Annotated in this window: 15 protein-coding genes; 7 read left to right on the forward strand and 8 right to left on the reverse strand. The window is 71.0% G+C overall.

The annotated features are described in order from the left end of the window. Nucleotides 1-73: 73 nt before the first annotated feature. The 4 genes from ACZ32T_RS18535 to glgB all read left to right on the forward strand — a co-directional run bounded on the left by ACZ32T_RS18535 (nucleotide 74) and on the right by glgB (nucleotide 8,053). Nucleotides 74-2,170: an alpha-1,4-glucan--maltose-1-phosphate maltosyltransferase gene (locus ACZ32T_RS18535; RefSeq protein ID WP_467265952.1), complete on the forward strand. Its 2,097-nt coding sequence runs from the start codon at nucleotides 74-76 to the stop codon at nucleotides 2,168-2,170. After that, complete coding sequence (treS, locus tag ACZ32T_RS18540) at nucleotides 2,167-3,873, forward strand: maltose alpha-D-glucosyltransferase (RefSeq protein WP_356711476.1); 1,707 nt, start codon at nucleotides 2,167-2,169, stop codon at nucleotides 3,871-3,873. Before ACZ32T_RS18535 ends, treS begins: the two co-directional genes overlap by 4 nt. 261 nt (nucleotides 3,874-4,134) lie before the next feature. Then, on the forward strand, nucleotides 4,135-5,577 hold the full coding sequence (locus ACZ32T_RS18545) for a maltokinase N-terminal cap-like domain-containing protein (protein ID WP_467367809.1): 1,443 nt from the start codon (nucleotides 4,135-4,137) through the stop codon (nucleotides 5,575-5,577). A gap of 49 nt (nucleotides 5,578-5,626) precedes the next feature. Beyond that, complete coding sequence (gene glgB / locus ACZ32T_RS18550) at nucleotides 5,627-8,053, forward strand: 1,4-alpha-glucan branching enzyme (RefSeq protein ID WP_467367811.1); 2,427 nt, start codon at nucleotides 5,627-5,629, stop codon at nucleotides 8,051-8,053. Between the two features lie 105 nt (nucleotides 8,054-8,158). Here the strand turns inward: glgB and ACZ32T_RS18555 are convergent, their stop codons facing one another. The 3 genes from ACZ32T_RS18555 to ACZ32T_RS18565 form a co-directional block, all read right to left on the reverse strand. After that, nucleotides 8,159-8,629 (reverse strand): hypothetical protein, encoded by a 471-nt coding sequence (locus ACZ32T_RS18555; protein WP_467367813.1) that lies wholly within the window; start codon nucleotides 8,627-8,629, stop codon nucleotides 8,159-8,161. A 62-nt stretch (nucleotides 8,630-8,691) separates the two neighbouring features. Further along, nucleotides 8,692-9,678 carry a MarR family transcriptional regulator gene (locus ACZ32T_RS18560; protein ID WP_467367815.1) on the reverse strand — a complete coding sequence of 329 codons (987 nt, stop codon included), beginning with the start codon at nucleotides 9,676-9,678 and terminating at the stop codon, nucleotides 8,692-8,694. 503 nt (nucleotides 9,679-10,181) lie between these two features. Beyond that, entirely contained in the window at nucleotides 10,182-10,637 is a 456-nt protein-coding gene (locus tag ACZ32T_RS18565; protein WP_467368045.1) for a GNAT family N-acetyltransferase, read from the reverse strand. 292 nt (nucleotides 10,638-10,929) lie between these two features. Here ACZ32T_RS18565 and ACZ32T_RS18570 point away from each other — a divergent pair, with 292 nt between their 5' ends. Next, nucleotides 10,930-11,703: an SDR family NAD(P)-dependent oxidoreductase gene (locus ACZ32T_RS18570; RefSeq protein WP_467367817.1), complete on the forward strand. Its 774-nt coding sequence runs from the start codon at nucleotides 10,930-10,932 to the stop codon at nucleotides 11,701-11,703. Nucleotides 11,704-11,768: 65 nt separating this feature from the next. Here the strand turns inward: ACZ32T_RS18570 and ACZ32T_RS18575 are convergent, their stop codons facing one another. From ACZ32T_RS18575 to ACZ32T_RS18595, 5 genes are all read right to left on the reverse strand, one after another. Beyond that, complete coding sequence (locus ACZ32T_RS18575; protein ID WP_467367819.1) at nucleotides 11,769-12,836, reverse strand: RICIN domain-containing protein; 1,068 nt, start codon at nucleotides 12,834-12,836, stop codon at nucleotides 11,769-11,771. Nucleotides 12,837-13,053: 217 nt separating this feature from the next. After that, the gene (trxA, locus tag ACZ32T_RS18580) at nucleotides 13,054-13,398 is read right to left on the reverse strand and encodes a thioredoxin (RefSeq protein ID WP_467367821.1); all 345 of its coding nucleotides are present in this window, start codon (nucleotides 13,396-13,398) and stop codon (nucleotides 13,054-13,056) included. After that, nucleotides 13,395-13,814 (reverse strand): MerR family transcriptional regulator, encoded by a 420-nt coding sequence (locus ACZ32T_RS18585; RefSeq protein ID WP_467367824.1) that lies wholly within the window; start codon nucleotides 13,812-13,814, stop codon nucleotides 13,395-13,397. The genes trxA and ACZ32T_RS18585 overlap by 4 nt, the downstream gene beginning before the upstream one ends. Before the next feature lie 137 nt (nucleotides 13,815-13,951). Next, a complete protein-coding gene (locus tag ACZ32T_RS18590) occupies nucleotides 13,952-15,202 on the reverse strand; it encodes a hypothetical protein (RefSeq protein WP_467367826.1) in 1,251 nt (416 codons plus the stop codon). 165 nt (nucleotides 15,203-15,367) lie between these two features. Next, nucleotides 15,368-16,732, reverse strand: coding sequence for a cation:dicarboxylate symporter family transporter (locus tag ACZ32T_RS18595; protein ID WP_467265972.1), 1,365 nt, complete (start codon nucleotides 16,730-16,732; stop codon nucleotides 15,368-15,370). Nucleotides 16,733-16,886: 154 nt separating this feature from the next. Here ACZ32T_RS18595 and ACZ32T_RS18600 point away from each other — a divergent pair, with 154 nt between their 5' ends. Together ACZ32T_RS18600 and ACZ32T_RS18605 are read left to right on the forward strand one after the other, a co-directional pair. After that, entirely contained in the window at nucleotides 16,887-18,545 is a 1,659-nt protein-coding gene (locus tag ACZ32T_RS18600; RefSeq protein WP_467265974.1) for a sensor histidine kinase, read from the forward strand. Continuing rightward, the gene (locus ACZ32T_RS18605; RefSeq protein ID WP_467265976.1) at nucleotides 18,542-19,216 is read left to right on the forward strand and encodes a response regulator; all 675 of its coding nucleotides are present in this window, start codon (nucleotides 18,542-18,544) and stop codon (nucleotides 19,214-19,216) included. Before ACZ32T_RS18600 ends, ACZ32T_RS18605 begins: the two co-directional genes overlap by 4 nt. Nucleotides 19,217-19,287 lie beyond the last annotated feature (71 nt).

Consider the following 19,287-nt stretch of genomic DNA (forward strand, 5'->3'; position numbering starts at 1 on the left):
CGGCGCGCGCGGTCAGCCCTTCACGCCCACGTCGCACGCCGTGCATGCCGAGCTCCGACCCCCAGGTGATTCCATGATCGGTCGCATTCCCGTCCTGGACGTCCGTCCGCTCGTCGACTGCGGCAGACGGCCCGCCAAAGCCGTCGCGGGCGAGACCTTCGAGGTCAGCGCCACCGTGTTCCGCGAGGGTCACGACGCCGTGGCCGCCAATGTCGTCCTGTGCGACCCGGCCGGACGGCCCGGCCCCTGGACGCCGATGCGCGAGCTCGCCCCGGGCACGGACCGGTGGGGCGCCGATGTCACCCCGGGGTCGGAGGGGCACTGGACGTACACCGTCGAGGCGTGGAGCGACCCGGTCACCACCTGGCGTTCGCACGCGCGGATCAAGATCCCGGCGGGCATCGACACCGCGCTGGTCCTGGAGGAGGGGGCCGAGCTGTATGCCCGCGCCGCCGAGGGCGTGCCCAAGAAGGACGGCCGCGAGGCGGTGCTGGCCGCGGTCGACGCGCTGCGCGACACGCAGCGCCCGGCGGCCTCCCGGCTCGCCGCCGCGCTGACCGCCGAGGTGGACGAGGCGCTCGGCCGCCACCCTCTGCGCGAACTGGTCACCGCGTCCCGGCCGCTGCCGCTGACCGTCGAGCGCCGGCGTGCCCTGTACGGCTCCTGGTACGAGATGTTCCCGCGCTCCGAGGGTGCCCGGCCGGAGCCGGTGGAGCCCCCGAAGCCCGCCCGCAAGCCACGGGCCACGAAGACGGCGAAGACGGCCGCGGCCCGCAGGAAGGCCCCGGCGGCTGTCACCGAGCAGCTCCCGGTGCCGGCCCCCCGGATGCTCAGCGGCACGTTCAGGACCGCCGCCGAGCGGCTTCCGGCCGTCGCCGCGATGGGGTTCGACGTCGTCTATCTGCCGCCGATCCACCCCATCGGCACCACCCACCGCAAGGGCCCCAACAACAGTCTCTCCCCCGGGGCCGGTGACCCGGGCGTGCCCTGGGCGATCGGATCGGCCGAGGGCGGGCACGACGCCGTCCATCCGGATCTCGGCACGATCGAGGACTTCGACCACTTCGTCGCGACGGCCCGCACGCTGCGGATGGAGATCGCGCTGGACTTCGCCCTCCAGTGCTCCCCGGACCATCCGTGGGTGACGGAGCGTCCGGAGTGGTTCCACCACCGCGCCGACGGGTCCATCGCCTACGCCGAGAACCCGCCCAAGAAGTACCAGGACATCTATCCGATCGCGTTCGACAAGGACCTGCCCGGGATCGTCGCGGAGACCGTGCGCATCCTGCGGTACTGGATGGAGCACGGCGTACGGATCTTCCGCGTCGACAACCCGCACACCAAGCCGGTGGTCTTCTGGGAGAAGGTGATCGCCGACATCAACCGCACCGACCCGGACGTGATCTTCCTGGCGGAGGCGTTCACCCGGCCCGCGATGATGCGCACGCTGGCCTCGGTCGGCTTCCAGCAGTCCTACACGTACTTCACCTGGCGTAACACGAAGCAGGAACTCACCGAGTACGTCATGGAGCTTTCGCGCGAGAGTTCCTCGTACATGCGGCCCAACTTCTTCGTGAACACGCCCGACATCCTTCCCGGATACCTGCAGGACGGCGGCCGTCCCGCCTTCGGTGCCCGGGCCGTGCTGGCCGCGACCCTCTCCCCCTCCTGGGGCGTGTACGCGGGCTTCGAGCTGTACGAGAACACCCCGGTGCATCCCGGGAGCGAGGAGTACCAGGACTCCGAGAAGTACCAACTCAGGCCCAGGGACTGGGAGTCGGCGGAACGTGAGGGCCGCTCGCTCGCTCCCCTGATCACCTCCCTCAACAGGATCCGGCGTCGCCATCCGGCGCTCCAGCAACTGCGCGACGTCCACTTCCACTCGGTCGACAACGAAGCGCTGATCGCATACAGCAAGCGCTCGGGTTCGGACATCGTTCTGGTGGTCGTCAACCTCGATCCTCACCACACCCAGGAGGCCACGGTCTCGTTGGACATGCCGCGTCTCGGCCTCGACCGGCACGAGAGCGTGCCGGTGCGCGACGAGCTCACCGGCGACACCTATCACTGGGGCAGGGCCTTCTATGTGCGTCTGGATCCGGGTGTCACACCCGCGCACATCGCGGTCCTGCGACCGTCCCCGCCGACCGGAGGGTCACCCACACCATGATCGTCAATGAGCCTGTCCACGACCTGTTCGAGGACACTCCCGCCAAGGACCGCGATCCCGACTGGTTCAAGCGCGCCGTCTTCTACGAGGTACTCGTACGGTCCTTCCAGGACTCGAACGGGGACGGCGTCGGTGACCTCAAAGGCCTCACCGCCAAGCTGGACTACCTGCAGTGGCTGGGCGTCGACTGCCTGTGGCTGCCGCCGTTCTTCAAGTCACCGCTGCGCGACGGTGGTTACGACGTATCCGACTACACGGCCGTGCTGCCCGAATTCGGCGACCTGGCCGACTTCGTGGAGTTCGTCGACGCCGCGCACCAGCGCGGCATGCGCGTGATCATCGACTTCGTCATGAACCACACGAGCGACCAGCACGACTGGTTCCAGCAGTCCCGCACCGACCCGGACGGGCCGTACGGCGACTACTACGTCTGGGCCGACGACGACAAGCAGTTCCCGGACGCACGGATCATCTTCGTCGACACGGAGACGTCCAACTGGACCTTCGACCCGGTCCGCAAGCAGTACTACTGGCACCGGTTCTTCTCGCACCAGCCCGATCTCAACTACGAGAACCCGGCGGTGCAGGAGGAGATCATCTCCGCCCTGCGCTTCTGGCTGGACCTCGGAATCGACGGCTTCCGCGTCGACGCCGTGCCCTACCTCTACCAGCGCGAGGGCACGAACTGCGAGAACCTCCCGGAGACCCACGGCTTCCTCAAGCGGGTCCGCAAGGAGATCGACGCCAACTACCCGGACACCGTGCTGCTGGCCGAGGCCAACCAGTGGCCGGAGGACGTCGTCGACTACTTCGGCGACTACACGGCCGGCGGCGACGAGTGCCACATGGCGTTCCACTTCCCGGTGATGCCCCGCATCTTCATGGCCGTACGGCGTGAGAGCCGCTACCCGGTCTCGGAAATCCTGGCGAAGACCCCGGCGATCCCGTCGGGCTGCCAGTGGGGCATCTTCCTGCGCAACCACGACGAGCTCACGCTCGAGATGGTCACGGACGAAGAGCGCGACTACATGTACGCGGAGTACGCCAAGGATCCGCGGATGCGGGCCAACATCGGCATCCGCCGGCGTCTCGCGCCGCTCCTGGACAACGACCGCAACCAGATCGAGCTGTTCACGGCGCTGCTGCTGTCGTTGCCCGGCTCCCCGATCCTCTACTACGGGGACGAGATCGGGATGGGCGACAACATCTGGCTGGGCGACCGTGACGCGGTGCGCACCCCGATGCAGTGGACGCCCGACCGCAACGCCGGTTTCTCCTCCAGCGACCCGGGGCGGCTCTACCTCCCCACGATCATGGACCCGGTCTACGGCTACCAGGTCACCAACGTCGAGGCGTCGATGGCCTCGCCGTCGTCGCTGCTGCACTGGACGCGGCGGATGATCGAGATCCGCAAGCAGAATCCCGCCTTCGGCCTCGGTTCGTACAGCGAACTGCCGTCGTCGAACCCCGCGGTGATCGCGTTCACCCGTGAGTACAAGGACGATCTCGTGCTGTGCGTCCACAACTTCTCGCGGTTCGCGCAGCCGACGGAGCTCGATCTGCGGGCCTTCGACGGGCGTCATCCGGTGGAGCTGATCGGCGGGGTGCGCTTCCCCGCCGTGGGCCAGTGGCCCTACCTGCTGACTCTGGCGGGGCACGGTTTCTACTGGTTCCGGCTGCGGAAGGACGCTCCGGTCGCCTGACCGGAGACGGTGGACGGCTGACGGCGCCTCACTTCCGGGGCGCCACCCGCGGGGCGGTTTCCGCCGCCCCGCACGGGGCACTCTCCCCGATATCGAGCACTTCCTGGCTCTTCCGGGCACTTGTGGCCCATTGATCGAGCATTGATCGAGTCCATACGGACTTTTCCTCACCCGACACGTCCCGCACAGCCGGACAGCCATTGCCGCAATCCGGGACACTCTTCGCATCCTGTGGTGTGCCCGGGGAAAGGACGCGATGCCATGTCGGAGGCTGCATCCACTCGAGTCGCCCTGGCGAAGAGCACAACATCAAGAAAGACGACAAGACGACATTCGACGAGTGACACGGGCACCACCGCCCTGCTGCCGTCGCTCGTCCCGCTGCTCAAGGAGTGGGTGCCCCGGCAGCGCTGGTTCGCGGGCAAGGGGCAGCCCGTCACCGGCTTCTCCCTCGTCGCGGCCACCGAGATACTGCCTCTGGACACCACGGGCGCGGGCCCCGGGCTGCTGCATCTGCTCGTCCGGGTCCACCAGCCGGGCGGCCGCCCGGCACCCGCCCAGGGCGACTGCTACCAACTGCTGCTCGGCGTGCGCACCACGCTGCCCCCGCGCCTGGCCGGAGCCCGCATCGGGCAGGTCACGGACGGCCCGCTGGCCGGCCGCACCCTGTACGAGGGACTGCACGACCCGCGCGTCGCCGACCTCCTGCTGGAACGATTCCGTAACCCCGGGTCACTCGGCCCCCTCCGCTTCGACCGGGCGGAGCCGATCCCGCCGGGCCTCACCCCGCGCGTCCTGGACGCCGAGCAGTCCAACTCCTCTCTCGTCTTCGGGGACGCCTTCATCCTGAAGATCTTCCGCAGGGTCTTCCCCGGCACCAACCCCGATCTCGAACTTCCGCTCGCGCTCGGCCGCGAGGGCTGCGGCCGGGTCCCCGCACCGGTGGCCTGGTTCGAGGCGACGACGAGCCCGGAGCCGCTCACGCTCGGAGTCCTGCAGCCCTTCCTGCGCGGTGCACAGGACGGCTGGCAGCTGGCGCTCGCCGCGCTGGCAGCCGGACGGGACTTCGTACCGGAGGCGCACGCGCTCGGCCGGGCCACCGCCGAGGTGCACACCGCCCTCGCCGCCGCACTGCCGACGCCGCCCCTGGCCCACGACCGGGCCAGGGACCTGGTGGCCGGGATGGTGAAGCGGCTGGAGGCCGCCGCCCAGGCGGTCCCCGCCCTCGTCCCGTACGTGCCGGGGCTGCGCACCGCCTTCGACGCGGTCGCGGCGCTCGGTGACGCGGAGTGCGGCTGGGCGGCACAGCGGATCCACGGGGACCTGCACCTCGGCCAGACCCTGCGGGGGGACGACGGCTTCTGGTCGCTGATCGACTTCGAGGGCGAGCCGGCCAGGCCGCTGCCCGAACGGCGCGCCCCACAGCCGACGGTGCGCGACGTCGCGGGAATGCTCAGGTCGTTCGACTACGCGGCCCGCTCGCACCACCCGTGGAACCCCGAGTGGGCGGCCCGCTGCCGCGCCGCGTACTGCGAGGGCTACGCCCGCGCGGCGGGTTCCGACCCACGCGCCGAGCCGGAGCTGCTGCGCGCCCACGAGACCGACAAGGCGGTGTACGAGGTGCTGTACGAGGCCCGCCACCGTCCCGACTGGCTGCCGGTCCCGATGGCGGCCATCCAGCGCCTGGCCGGCACGACCGTGTGACCTCCGCTCCCACCACCCACCCCCCGAGCCTTTCGAGGAGGCAGTCTCTGTGACCGCCCGCAAGCCGTCCCGCAAGCCGTCCGATCCCATCGAGGTCCCTCCCACGGCCAAGCCGGTGACCACCGAGGTCACCGCCCCCGCGGCGGCGCCCGCCGCGGCTCCCGTACCCGCCGAAGCACCCGCGGACGCGCCCCCGCCACCCCCGCCGCCCCCGGTGAAGCGCGCCCGGGCCAGGAAGACGACGGCAGCTGCCACCGGCACCCCGCCCCGCCCCCGGCGCGGCGGGGGCAGCAAGAACGTGCTGCCCGCCACCACCCTGGACGACGCGGACCGGGGCCGGCTCCTCGCCGGTGAGCACCACGATCCGCACGGGCTCCTCGGCGCGCACCCGACCTCGGGCGGAGTGCTCTTCCGGGCGCTCCGCCCCTTCGCCCGCTCGGTGACGGTGCTGGCCGGAGGCAAGCGGGCCGAGCTGCAGAGCGACGGCGACGGCTTCTTCTCGGGGATCCTGCCGCTGCCCGCCGTGCCGGACGGCTACCGCCTCCAGGTCGCGTACGACGACAACACGATCGAGGTGGACGACCCGTACCGCTTCCTGCCCGCCATCGGCGAACTCGATCTGCACCTCATCGGCGAGGGCCGGCACGAGGAGCTGTGGAAGGCGCTCGGCTCACAGCCGATGGAGCACCAGGGGGTGTCCGGCACCCGGTTCACCGTGTGGGCGCCGAACGCGCGGGGGGTCCGCGTCACGGGCGACTTCAACTACTGGGACGGTACGGCGTTCCCCATGCGCTCGCTCGGCTCCACCGGTGTCTGGGAGGTCTTCCTCCCGGGTGTCGGTGAGGGCGCCGTCTACAAGTACGACATCTGCCGGCCCGACGGCTCGCACACCCAGCGGGCCGACCCGATGGCCCGGCACACGGAGGTTCCCCCCGCCACCGCCTCGGTGGTCACGGCCTCGCGCCACGAGTGGCAGGACGCGGACTGGATGGCCCACCGGGGCGACCGGCCGGTCCACGAGTCCCCCTTCTCCGTCTACGAGATCCACCTCCCCTCCTGGCGGCCGGGCCTCAGCTACCGCCAGCTGGCCTCCCAGCTCCCCGCCTACGTACGAGAACTCGGTTTCACGCATGTGGAGTTGATGCCGGTCTCGGAGCACCCCTTCGGCGGCTCCTGGGGCTACCAGGTCACCGGTTTCTACGCGCCGACGTCCCGCATGGGCACCCCGGACGACTTCCGCTTCCTGGTCGACGCGCTGCACGCGGCGGGCATCGGCGTCCTCATGGACTGGGTGCCGGCGCACTTCCCGCGCGACGACTGGGCGCTCGCCGAATTCGACGGCCGCCCGCTGTACGAGCACTCCGACCCGAACCGGGCCGCGCACCCGGACTGGGGGACCCTGGAGTTCGACTACGGCCGCAAGGAGGTCCGTAACTTCCTGGTCTCCAACGCCACTTACTGGTGCGAGGAGTTCCACATCGACGGGCTGCGGGTCGACGCCGTCGCCTCCATGCTCTACCTCGACTACTCCCGCGAGGACGGCCAGTGGTCGCCGAACGAGTTCGGGGGCCGGGAGAACCTGGACGCGGTCGCCTTCCTCCAGGAGATGAACGCGACGGTCTACCGGCGCAACCCGGGCGTCGTCACGATGGCGGAGGAGTCGACCGCCTGGGACGGGGTCACCCGCGCCACGGACCACGGCGGCCTGGGCTTCGGCCTGAAGTGGAACATGGGCTGGATGCACGACTCCCTCGTGTACATGTCCAAGGAGCCCATCCACCGCAAGTACCACCACAACGAGATGACCTTCTCGATGGTGTACGCCTACAGCGAGAACTACGTGCTGCCGATCTCGCACGACGAGGTGGTGCACGGCAAGCAGGCGCTGGTCACCAAGATGCCCGGCGACTGGTGGCAGCGGCGGGCGAACCACCGCGCCTACCTCGGCTACATGTGGGCCCACCCGGGCAAGCAACTTCTCTTCATGGGACAGGAGTTCGCGCAGGGCGCGGAGTGGTCCGAGGGCCACGGCCCGGACTGGTGGCTGCTCGACGAGACGTACGAGGCATCCGGCGACCACCGGGGCGTACGCTCCCTGGTCACGGACCTCAACGCGGTCTACAACGCGCTGCCCGCGCTCTGGCAGCGGGACACCTCCCCGGAGGGCTTCAGCTGGATCGACGGCGGCGCCGCGGAGGACAACGCGTTCGCGTTCGTCCGCTACGACGCGGACGGATCCCCGCTGATCGCCGTCTCGCACTTCTCCCCGGTGGTGCGGCAGGACTACCGGATCGGCGTGCCGGACGGCCCGGAGACCTGGGTCGAGGTGCTGAACACGGACGCGGCCCGCTACGGCGGCAGCGACGTACGCAACGAGGAGCCGCTGAAGCCGGAGGCCGTACCGGCGCACGGCAGGGACACCAGCATCACGCTGACGCTCCCGCCGCTGGCGACGGTCTGGCTGCGTCCGGCCTGACCTCACGGTGACCGCTCCGGGGGCCCGCATCACGACCGCGCGGTGCGGGCCCCCGGGCACGGCGAGGCAGGATCACCGGGGTGCCCCGCGCCCACGGCGGATCACCTACTTGAGCTTGTACGAGCAGGGCTTGCCCGTCTTGCCGCCCTCGTTCTCGACGACCGTCTTACCGTCCACCGTGATCGAGCACCCTGCCGCGACCAGCATGCCGTCGGCCCCGGTCGTGTTGCCGGGCGTGACGATCACCAGTCGGCCGACCTCGCGCTCCGCGCCCCGCGGGGCGATGGTGGCCGTCTTCGTCCACGGCAGCTCCACCTCCGCGAAGTCCGAGTCGTCGAGGGTGTACATGACGTTGCTCTTGCCCGTCCCCTCGACCTTGATCGTCACCTCGTGCGAGGCGGCTTCCTCCACCCCACCTCCGCCGGCCTCCTCCGTCTTCGCCGACTCCTGAGCGGCGGGACTGCTGCCCTTGCCCGCCTCGGCCGGCTTCTCATCGCCGCCACCGCAGCCCGTCAGCAGTGCGGCCGCCAGAACGAAGGCTGTCGCGGTGAGTGTCTTGCGCATTACTTCCCCCATGATCATTTCCCTCGGGGTGGTCGACACCACCGCCGGGCCTGGATGAGCCTAGCCAGCCGGCGTCAGGGCGTCCGCATCAGGTTGCGCATGCTGCCCACCAGCGCGTGAACGTCGCGCTCGGCGGGCGGTTCGGCCGGTGTGGCACCAGACGTCCCGCCTCCCTCCTGGCCGCTGGCGCGGCAGGGGCGGCAGAGGCCGTCCGGGAGCGCGTCGGCCGGGCCGGGACGGCCGCAATCGGCACACTCGACCAGGAGCGGGCGGCGTACGGCCGACGCGTCCGGAGCAGTAGCGGGGGTGGCGGGCAGCCGAGGGGGGATCTTGTCGGTGAGGCGGCGGCGCACGAAGCCGACGGGCGAGCCGACAAGGTCCGGGAGCCCTGCGATGAGGGCATGGGTGAGGTAGTCGGCGTCCACCCCACGGGCGAACCGCTCGGCAGCAAGCCGCTCCAGTGCGGCGCAGTCCCCGGCGGAGAGGGCGAGCCGGGGTTCGGTGCGGCCGAGCCGGGCCAGAGCGAGATACGCGGCCGAGGGCGCGGTGCTGTCAGGGGCCGGGTCGGCCGGTGTCCTCTGCTGCGGCACGGCGGGGACGGCAGGCGTCTCCTGCGGCGTGGGCGTCGGCGGCACGACAGAGGCGTCCAGAGCCCCGGGCGCCTCCCCGGCCAGGTGGGAGGCCCACCACTCGTTGTCGCGGGCGGTACGGGACCAGTACGTGCGAGTCACCCACCGGCTCTGGCCGAGCGTTTCGACGCGGCAGCGTACGTGGCGGAGGTGACCGGCGACCGCGAGGGTGCGCAGAGCGGTGCCGATGGCCATCTGACCGTACAGCGGGAGGTCCTTGGCGAGGGACTTGATGTCCATGGCCGCACCGTCGGGGAGGTGGTCGACGTACCCGGCGACGTACCGCTCGCGCTCGGGGAGGAGGGCGAAGTCGGACGCCTGGGGCTGCGTTCGACCCGGCACGGAGCGCTTGCCGTAGCCGGTGCGGGCCTGGCGGTACGAGCGCGAGGGTGCGGGGGCGCACAGGGCGGAGCTAGGCTGCTGGATAGCCACGGGATCGCTCGATTCGATCTTGGGGTGAGACCCCGGCTGGTGCTTCCAACACCGTGCCGGGGTCGTTTCGTTGGGGGCACCGTAAGCACCCGCTACTCTGCGCCGCAAGCTGGTCACCATTAGTCATACTTGCTGGCCGTGACGGGTTCGGGCGGGTAGGGAGGTTTCCCCAAACCCCCTTCCTTACCCGCCGGATGAACAACATCGCTCGAATCCCGGCCCCCGGACTCCGACCCCCGAAGCCCGAAGCTCAAGCGCCGGGCCGGGAGCTTCGCGCGTACCCTCGAAAGAATGACCTGACCCCGTCCGACGCTCGAACCCCGACTCTCGGAACCCGAGCCCCGGAACCCGAGCCCCGGAACCCGAGCCCCGGGACTTGAGCTTCGGGGTGGATTACGGCCTGCCACCCCCACGCAGCGATGAGAGCACCAGTCCCCCTCGTACGTCGCCGCGACATCCACCGCCCAGCAGCGCAGGGAGACGTCACGGCCTGGCACGCCAGGTCACGCGGGCGCCGCGTAGCAGTGCACGGTCACAGTCTCGGCCGGCTCCCACTGCTGTTCCACGGTGGCCAGCAAGCTCCAGCCCAGACGTTCGTAGAGGGCCACTGCCGCGGTGTCGGACGCCACGACGTCCAGGACCGGATGCAGTCCGCGCTCCCGCGCTTCCCGCACAGCCCGTGCGACCAGCAGTGCGCCGATCCCGCCGCCCCTGGCCGCCGGAGCGACGAACAGGCGGCTGACCACCGCCGTCATCTCGGCGCCCAGCCCCGCACGCGTGCTCCACAGGTCGGGGGCCGCGTCCCCTGCCTCACCACGACACAGACCGATGTGTCCCATGATCTGCCCATCCGATTCCGCCACCCAGGCAGCGAGCAACGACGGCTCGGACAACCACCCGACAGGGTCGTCCGGCCAGTTCGTCGGGTAGCCGTCGGATGCGTGGACATCGGCGAGCACCAAGACGCACTCGGGAAGGTCCGGTTGATGACGACGCCGGATCTGAGGGCCCGGGGGCCAGTCGGACTCAAGGACACTCTTTCGATACACGGCAGCAGGAAAGCACGGTGGGGCAGCGCTTGTCCGCTCCGATGACTCCACTTCATTCGTTCTGCGCGCGAGATCCGGAAGCCGTTGGAGGCCGCGTACGGTCCGTGACCGCCCTTCGGTTCGCGCTGCTCGCCGGTGCGCGGGCCCCACCGGACCGGCCCGGGTGTGGCCCGTGGCGGGGGCGGGGCGGTTTACTCGCCGCATGAGTGACACGCATGGAATGCTGGCCGGCAGGATCGTCATGATCACAGGCGCGTCGAGCGGTATCGGAGAAGCCGCCGCTCGCCTCTTCGCCGCAGAGGGGGCCGCGGTTCTCCTGATGGCCCGTCGCGAGGACGTACTGCGACAACTGGCCCTGGAGATAACCGACTCGGGCGGCCGGGCGGCGATCAGTCCGGGCGATGTCTCGGTCGCCCAGGACGTACAGCGCGCCGTGGACGCCGCCTGCGAGCACTTCGGCTCCCTGGACGCGGCGTTCAACAACGCGGGCTTCGTCGGCGACGACCTGTCTCCGATGCATGAGCTCGACCAGGCGGTCTTCGACCGCTCGATGGCCGTCAACGTCAACGGCACCTGGAACTGCCTGCGTTCCCAGATCCCGGTGATGCTCGAAGCGGGGAGGGGCTCGATCGTCAACACCTCCAGCACGGCGGCCATGGGGGCGACCGGGGCCCCCGTGCCCTATGTCGCCGCGAAGCACGCGGTGCTCGGCATGACCAGGGCCGCGGCCGCCGAGTACGGGGAACACGGCATTCGCATCAACACGCTCGTCGTGGGCACCACCCGGACGGACATGATCGACCAGGCGGTCGCGGCCTACCCTGAGCTGGGGAAGGCCTTCGTCGCCCGCCAGATGCAGAAGCGGATGGCGGACCCCGTCGAGATCGCCCAGGCGGCCCTCTGGCTGTGCAGCGACCGCGCCTCCTTCGCCACGGGCTCGGCGCTGGCCGTGGACGGAGGATGGACGGCCGCCTGACGGCCGCCCCCGGGGCGGCCGAAGACCGCACGAGGGCCCGCACGAATCGCGCGGGCCCTCGCTGGTCAGCTGCCGCAGGTCGTGAACTCCGGCGCGGTCTTGGCGAGGTAGACACTCGCGTGGCCCTGGTCGTCGCCGGTCAGCGGCACCGTGACGGTGTCGTGCGCCTTCCAGGGGTAGCCGTTCGCGTCGAAGGTCCACTCACCGGTCACCTTCGTCGCCAGCTCCGACAGCGCCACCCAGCCGTAGTGCTGCGGCGGCACCGCGATCTCCAGGCTGTTGCCGAGCGTCTCGCTGAGGCTGTAGGTGACCTTGCCCGAGGTGGTGAGAGCGATCTTCGTCTGGACGGGGCTCGGGGCGCCCACGGTGACGCTCGACTCGAAGGAGACGCTGATCTCGCTCGACCAGCCGTGCGTGGTGGTCAGCGAGAACGTCCACGGCACCGATGCGGCGGTGCCGTTGTACCAGACCGGTGAGACGCACTGCGTGGGCAGCGGCTCGGCCGGGGCCTGGGAACCCTTCGTCCACGAGCAGGTCGCCGCGTCCTTCTGGCAGCGCTTCGACGCGTAGTCCACGGCGGCCTGGAACGCGTCAGCGGTGGCCGAGGCGGGGATGGACCACTGCTGGGCCCTGCTGCCGTTGCAGGCGTAGGTCTGGGTCCACGCGTCCTCGTTCTGGGACGCCAGGACGACGTCGACGCACTTGTTGTCACCGGCGTTGCGGATCATGAACGTGTCGTCGACACCGGTGACGGGCTGGAAGTACCAGCGCTGCGCCGCCGCCCCGTTGCACGACTGCTGCTTGAGCGGCAGGCCGGCCTGCACGCACTTGCCGGTGTCGGCGTTGGAGAGGGTGAACGACCCGTCGGCCTGCTGGTTGGTGTTCCACTCCTGGTGGTAGCCCGGAGCCGCGTTGGTGACGAGGAAGACCCCGTCCCCGGTGTTGCCGTTCTGTACGTCGAGGTTCCGGCCGCTGTTGACGGAGGTGAACGTCAGACCGGTCGGACCGGACGCGGACACCTCGTCGGCCCTGGCCGTGCCGGCCTGCGCGGTCAGACCGAGGATGACGGCCAGTGCGGCGGCCACGAGGACCGTGAACGCTCCGGGTAAGACACCGAGTGCGCGCGACTGCATACCAATTCCCCCTACGTGATCGGTGTGCTGCTTCTGCGATGGCGCTCATCACGCTAGTACCACCCGCCCGGCCGACACAGGGCACTGCCACGGCTTTGGCCGACAAACGAAGGTGCGTGGCCGGGGCGGACCGGGGCACCCGGAGGCCGGTCGACGGGAAGTCACGGACAGCCGGGCACGCCTGCAGCCCCTCGAAGTGTCCGTGACCGCCCGGCCGTCAGACCGCCGCCGGGAGCACGTCCTCCAGCTCCTGGAGCAGGCGGCGCTTCGGGCGGGCTCCCACCATCGACTTCACCGGTTCGCCGCCTTGGAAGACCATCAGGGTCGGCGTCGACAGCACCGCGTAGCGGGCGGTGACGTCCGGGTTGTGGTCCACGTCGATCTGGACGATCTTCACGCGGCCGGCCTCCTCCCGGGCGACCGCGCCGAGCACCGGGGCGAGCTGGCGGCAGGGGCCGCACCAGTCGGCGGTGAATTCGACCAGGACCGGCAGGCCCGCCTCCAGGACCTCCCTGTCGAATGTGGTGTCGGTGACCTCGGTTACGCCTTCTGCGTGGATCATCGGTTCCCGTCCTCCCAGTTCAGTTCGCATCGTGGTTCGGGGCCGCCCGGCAGCTCCGCGGACGCCTCCATTTCGGCGCGGGCCAGCTGTACGCCCACCTCCGTGCGGACCGACCGGAGCTGGCCGATGAGCGCGTCCAGCTCAGCGAGCTTGCGCCGGTAGACGGCCAGCGAGGCCGGGCAGGCGTCGCCCGCCGGATGGCCGGCGCGCAGACACTCGACGAAGGGACGGGTCTCCTCCAGGTCGAACCCGAAGTCCTGAAGGGTCCGGATCTGGCGGATCAGCCGCAGGTCGCTCTCGTCGTACGTGCGGTAGCCGTTCTCCGCGCGGCGTGCGTGCAGCAGGCCCCGTGACTCGTAGTACCGCAGCGTCCGTGTCGTCGTTCCGGCGCGTTCGGCCAGCTCCCCGATTCGCATACCGCGACGGTATTCCTTGACGTCGGCGTCAAGGCAAGCACCGAGGCGGGCGCAGGCCGGTCGCCGCCGTCGGGAACGGCGCGAGCGCCGTGGGCGTCGGCAACCAGTCGGTCATCCGCATGCGGACCGGCCGACGCTCACCGGGCGACGGTGAGGAAACAGGTGTAGGAACCCTTCACCTGTGTCTCCGTCCCGCTGCCGGCCTGCCCGTCCATGGTGACCGACACACTGACCTCAGACTTCCCCCGCATGCGGAACCCGTCCTCGTAACGGCCGCCGCGCCGCCAGTCCTTCGGCGCGTCCGCATCGACGCGCCCGCACTCCACCGTCCCGTAGCGGTCGCCGTTCCCGACGTCCCGATTACCCGGGAAGGTCCGGTCCACCTCCACCTGGCCCAGCACCCGGATGTCGTGCCGGTCCGCGCAGTCCACGGGCCGGACGATCTCCTCGGTCCCCAGTCCCGTGCCGCCGGTGGCCGCGCACCGGCCGGCCTTCAGCGTGGCGACGGACGCCAGCACCTCTCCGGCGTCCTCGACCGACGCCCCGCCGGAGGGCCCCCTGTCCTTCACCGGCTCGCCGAAGTCGGTGAGTTCGTACGCCGCCCGCAGCCGCTTCACGTCGGGGAGCATCCCCTGGTCGTGCAACGCGGCCAGCACGGGCGTGAGGTCGGCGGCGGCCGAGGCCAGCCTGCCGTCGGCGTCCAGCTTCACCGTCAGCTCGACGGACTCCGTTCCCCAGCCGTCACTGACGCCCCGCAGGTGCCGCGGGAGCAGTTCGCCCGCGATCTCGGGGAGCAGGGTCACCCGGTAGACCCGGCTGCCGTCCTCGCGGCGCTCGGGGGCCTCCCGGGGGATCGCGCGCGGAACCAGGTCCGCGAGGGTCCCGCTGTACGGCGCCGCGTCCCCGGCCGCGCGCCCGGCGACGTCAGCCGTGGCCTCGCCGAACCTGCTGACGGCTTCGGGGGTGTACTTCAGCCAGGCGGAGCCGCCGTTGCGGACGTAGACGTCGTCGTCCGCGGTGGCCAGCGCCTGCTTGCCCTCCGGAGCCGCTCCTCTCAGGAGCTCCAACGTGTCCTTCGGGAACGTGCCGGGGGCGTCGAGGCCGGTGTCCGCGCGTGACGTCCCCCGCTCGTAGTCCTGGCTCCCCCGCGCGCGCTGCACGGCGTCACCCCCCGCCGTGCCGTACGTCAGCGTCGAGACGAACGCGGCGGTGCCCGCGCCCCGGGTGGCCTCCGTCGCCGCCTGGAACTGCTCGGCGAGCGGCTGCCCGTAGACCGCCTCCCCCGCCGGGGCCTTCTCGCCGGCGCCGCATCCGGCCGTGCCGACGAGGGCCGGCAGCAGCAGTGCGACTGCCGCTCTCCAGTGTCGTGCGGTCTTCAACGTCCCCACCCCTTGTGCCTGGTCAGGACGCTCCCTGCGCCTGGACAGAAGAGTGATACTGCTCGGACCCGCCGCACCGCACCAGCACGGAATGATCACACTGTCCGCACATCCCGGCCCGGGCATACGGAAGCGGCCGGTACGGGAGGTCCCGTACCGGCCGCTCGGCGGTCCTTACGCCTTCACGAGCGAGGGCTGCTCCTCGCCGCCGTCCCTGGCGTCCGGGACGTGCGGGTCGCCGCCGTGGGCGTCGTCCGTCATCGTCTGCTCGTCGAACGGGAGGGCGCCGGAGAGGACCTCGTCCACCCGGGCCCGGTCGATCTCCTTGGTCCAGGTGCCGACCAGCACCGTGGCCACCGCGTTGCCCGCGAAGTTGGTCAGGGCGCGGGCCTCGCTCATGAAGCGGTCGATGCCGACGATCAGTCCGACACCGTCGACCAGTTCGGGGCGGTGCGACTGGAGACCGCCCGCGAGTGTGGCCAGGCCGGCGCCGGTGACGCCCGCCGCGCCCTTCGAGGCGATCACCATGAAGACCAGCAGCGAGATCTGCTCGCCGATGGTCAGCGGGTCGCCCGTCGCGTTGGCGATGAAGAGCGAGGCCATCGTGAGGTAGATCGCGGTGCCGTCGAGGTTGAAGGAGTAACCGGTCGGCACGGTGATGCCGACGACGGGCTTGCTGATGCCCATGTGCTCCATCTTCGCGATCAGCCTCGGCAGGGCCGACTCGGACGAGGAGGTGGAGAGGATCAGCAGGAACTCACGGCCCAGGTACTTCAGCAGGGAGAAGATGTTGACCCCGGCGACCAGGCGCAGGATGGCGCCCAGGATCAGGAAGACGAAGAGCGCGCAGGTGACGTAGAAGCCGACCATGATGATCGCGAGGGACTTCAGGGCGTCGACGCCGGTCTCGCCGACCACCGCCGCCATCGCACCGAACGCGCCGACCGGCGCCGCCCACATGATCATGGCGAGGATGCGGAAGACGAGGCGCTGGATGTGGCCGATGCCCCGCAGGACGGGTTCGCCGGCCGAGCCCATGGCCTGCAGCGCGAAGCCCGCGAGCAGGGCGATGAGCAGGGTCTGCAGGACCTCGCCCTCGGTGAATGCGGACACCATGGTGGTGGGGATGATGCCGAGCAGGAAGTCCACGGTGGACTCGCTGTCACCCGCCTGTGCCTCACCGGCGGCGCGCGTGGCCTCGGTGATGTGGAGGCTGGAGCCGGGCTCCAGGAGGTTGCCGACGACCAGGCCGATGGCCAGGGCGACGGTCGACATCACCAGGAAGTATCCGAGGGCCAGACCACCGACGGCGCCGACCTTGGCGGCCTTCCGTACGGAGCCGACCCCGAGCACGATGGTGCAGAAGATGATCGGCGAGATCATCATCTTGATGAGGTTGACGAATCCTGTGCCGATCGGCTTGAGCTCCACGGCGAAGTCGGGAACCACCAGGCCCACCGTGATGCCCAGCACCACGGCGGCGATCACTGCCAGGTAGAGATAGTGGGTGCGGTCCCGTCGTGCGGCTTTCTCTGCCACGGGGGTCTCCTCGGTGTGCGGCGGCTCCCCCGTCCCTGGGGGCCCCGGTGACTATTCACTTCCCTGTGACGGCCGTCACCCTTGCGTTCATATCGTTCACGGACGTTTTCGAGCCACCTTGGGCCCGTGACCCCCGCCAGGCAGACTGTGAGGCATGCGCCTGCCCCGTACCCTTCCCCGCAGCCTGGCCGGCCAGCTCTTCGCGATGCAGGCCCTGCTCGTGGCCGCGGTCGTGGCCGGGTGCGCGTTCTTCGCGTACGCCTCGGGCCGCGCGCAGGCCGAGGAGACCGCGGCCCGCCAGGTGCGGGCGGCCGCCCTCGCCATGGCCGAATCGCCGTCGGTACGAGAGGCGATCCGTACCCCCGATCCGTCCGCCGTACTCCAGCCCTACGCGGAGCGGGTCCGCGCGGACACCGGGATCGCGTTCGTCACGATCATGAATCCGGAGGGGGTCCGCTGGACCCACCCCGACCCTTCCCAGATCGGCAGGAGCTTCATCGGGCACACCGAGCGCGCGCTGCTCGGCGAGACGTTCGAGGAGACCTACGCCGGCACGCTGGGGCCCTCGATACGGGTCGTCACGCCCGTCCGGGACGGCGACAGGATCGTCGGCCTGGTCAGCGCGGGCATCACCGTCGAGCGGGTCTCCACCCAGGTGCGGGAACAGCTCGGGGCCCTGGGGACGGCCGCGGGCGCCGCCCTGGCGCTGGGCGCGCTGGGGACGTACGTGATCAACGCCCGGCTGCGGCGGCACACCCACGGGATGAACGCCGGGGAGCTGAGCCGGATGCACACGTATCACGAGGCCACGCTGCACGCGGTGCGCGAGGGGCTGCTCATGCTGGACGGGCAGCGCCGGGTCGCGCTGATCAACGACGCGGGCCGTGAGCTGCTGGGGCTGGCACCGGGCTCGGTCGGGCGCGGGGTGGACGAGCTGGCGCTGCCGGCCCCGCTGACCGGCGCGCTCCTGGCGTCCGAGCCACGGGTGGACGAGGTCCACCTGACGGCGGAGCGGGTGATCGTCGTCAACACCAGCCCGGTGGTCGGCGGCGAGCGGCGCGGGACGGTCGTGACGCTGCGGGACCACACGGAGCTGCAGGCGCTGTCGGGCGAGCTCGACTCGGAGCGCGGCTTCACCCAGGCGCTGCGCTCCCAGGCCCACGAGGCGGCGAACCGGCTGCACACCGTGGTGTCGCTGATCGAGCTGGGCCGGGTCGACGAGGCGGTGGACTTCGCGACGGCGGAGCTGGAGCTGGCGCAGGTCCTCACCGACCGGGTCGTGGGCGCGGTCGCCGAGCCGGTGCTCGCCGCCCTGCTGCTCGGCAAGGCGGCGCAGGCCAACGAGCGCGGTGTGGAGCTGGTGCTCGCCGAGGACAGCCTGATCGACGACGGGGCCCTGCCGCCCTCACTGGCGCCGCGGGATCTGGTGACGGTCCTCGGCAATCTGATCGACAACGCGGTGGACGCCGCGTCGGAGGCGGCGACGGGCGGGGCCGGCGCCCCCGTCCCCGCGCAGCGCACCGCGACGCGGGCCCTGGTCACCGTGACCGCGCGGACGGACTCCGGCGAGCTGCTGCTGCGCGTGGCGGACACGGGCGCGGGAATCGGCCCGGACGAGGCGGACGAGGTGTTCCGGCGTGGCTGGACGACTCACGGCACGGGCCGGGGCCTGGGCCTGGCGCTCGTGAGGCAGGCGGTGCACCGCAACGGCGGGACGGTGGCGCTGGACCGGGCGGAGGGCGGCGGCGCGGAGTTCACGGTGCGGCTGCCGCTCGCCGGCCGTACGGCGACGACGGAGGTGGTGGCGCCGTGATCCGGGTGCTGGTCGTGGAGGACGATCCGGTGGCCGCCGACGCCCATCAGCTGTACGTGGGGCGGGTGCCGGGCTTCGAGGTCGCCGCCGTCGCCCACTCCCGGGCGGAGGCCGTACGGGCGCTGGACCGGACGGAGGTGGACCTGCTGCTGCTCGACCTGTACCTGCCCGACGGGCACGGTCTGCAGCTGCTGCGGTCACTGCGGGCGGCGGGGCACGGCGCGGATGTCATCGCGGTGACGTCGGCGCGCGATCTGGCGGTGGTGCGGGAAGGCGTGTCGCTCGGCGTCGTGCAGTACGTGCTCAAGCCGTTCACGTATCCCACGCTCCGGGACCGGCTCGTCCGGTACGCCGAGTTCCGTGCGGCGGCCGGTGAGGCGAGCGGCCAGGAGGAGGTGGACCGGGCTCTGGGGGCGCTGCGGGTCTCGGATCCGGCCACGCTGCCCAAGGGGCTGAGCGGCCCGACGCTGGAGGCGGTGACGCGGGCCCTGCGGGAGGCGCCGCAGGGGGTGACCGCGGCGGCCGCCGGGGAGGAACTGGGGATCTCCCGGATCACCGCCCGCCGGTATCTGGAGCATCTGGTGACGGTGGGCCGCGCCGTGCGGCGGCCGAGCTACGGTCAGGTCGGCCGGCCCGAGCTGCACTACCACTGGGTGGCTGAAACCCGCTGATGGTCCTGCTCGCCCCCGAGGCGGTGCACTAGGAGGATCATACGAAGGGTGAACTGATAGGAACAGCCTGT

The organism is Streptomyces sp. NPDC023573, assembly GCF_055559735.1.

Coding starts and splice junctions, on each gene's coding strand:
- ACZ32T_RS18600 (WP_467265974.1), top strand. CDS start 16,887: ATGCGCCTGCCCCGTACCCTTCCCCGCAGCCTGGCCGGCCAGCTCTTC.
- ACZ32T_RS18545 (WP_467367809.1), top strand. CDS start 4,135: ATGTCGGAGGCTGCATCCACTCGAGTCGCCCTGGCGAAGAGCACAACA.
- treS (WP_356711476.1), top strand. CDS start 2,167: ATGATCGTCAATGAGCCTGTCCACGACCTGTTCGAGGACACTCCCGCC.
- ACZ32T_RS18555 (WP_467367813.1), bottom strand. CDS start 8,629: ATGGGGGAAGTAATGCGCAAGACACTCACCGCGACAGCCTTCGTTCTG.
- ACZ32T_RS18585 (WP_467367824.1), bottom strand. CDS start 13,814: ATGCGAATCGGGGAGCTGGCCGAACGCGCCGGAACGACGACACGGACG.
- ACZ32T_RS18535 (WP_467265952.1), top strand. CDS start 74: ATGATCGGTCGCATTCCCGTCCTGGACGTCCGTCCGCTCGTCGACTGC.
- trxA (WP_467367821.1), bottom strand. CDS start 13,398: ATGATCCACGCAGAAGGCGTAACCGAGGTCACCGACACCACATTCGAC.
- ACZ32T_RS18575 (WP_467367819.1), bottom strand. CDS start 12,836: ATGCAGTCGCGCGCACTCGGTGTCTTACCCGGAGCGTTCACGGTCCTC.
- ACZ32T_RS18570 (WP_467367817.1), top strand. CDS start 10,930: ATGAGTGACACGCATGGAATGCTGGCCGGCAGGATCGTCATGATCACA.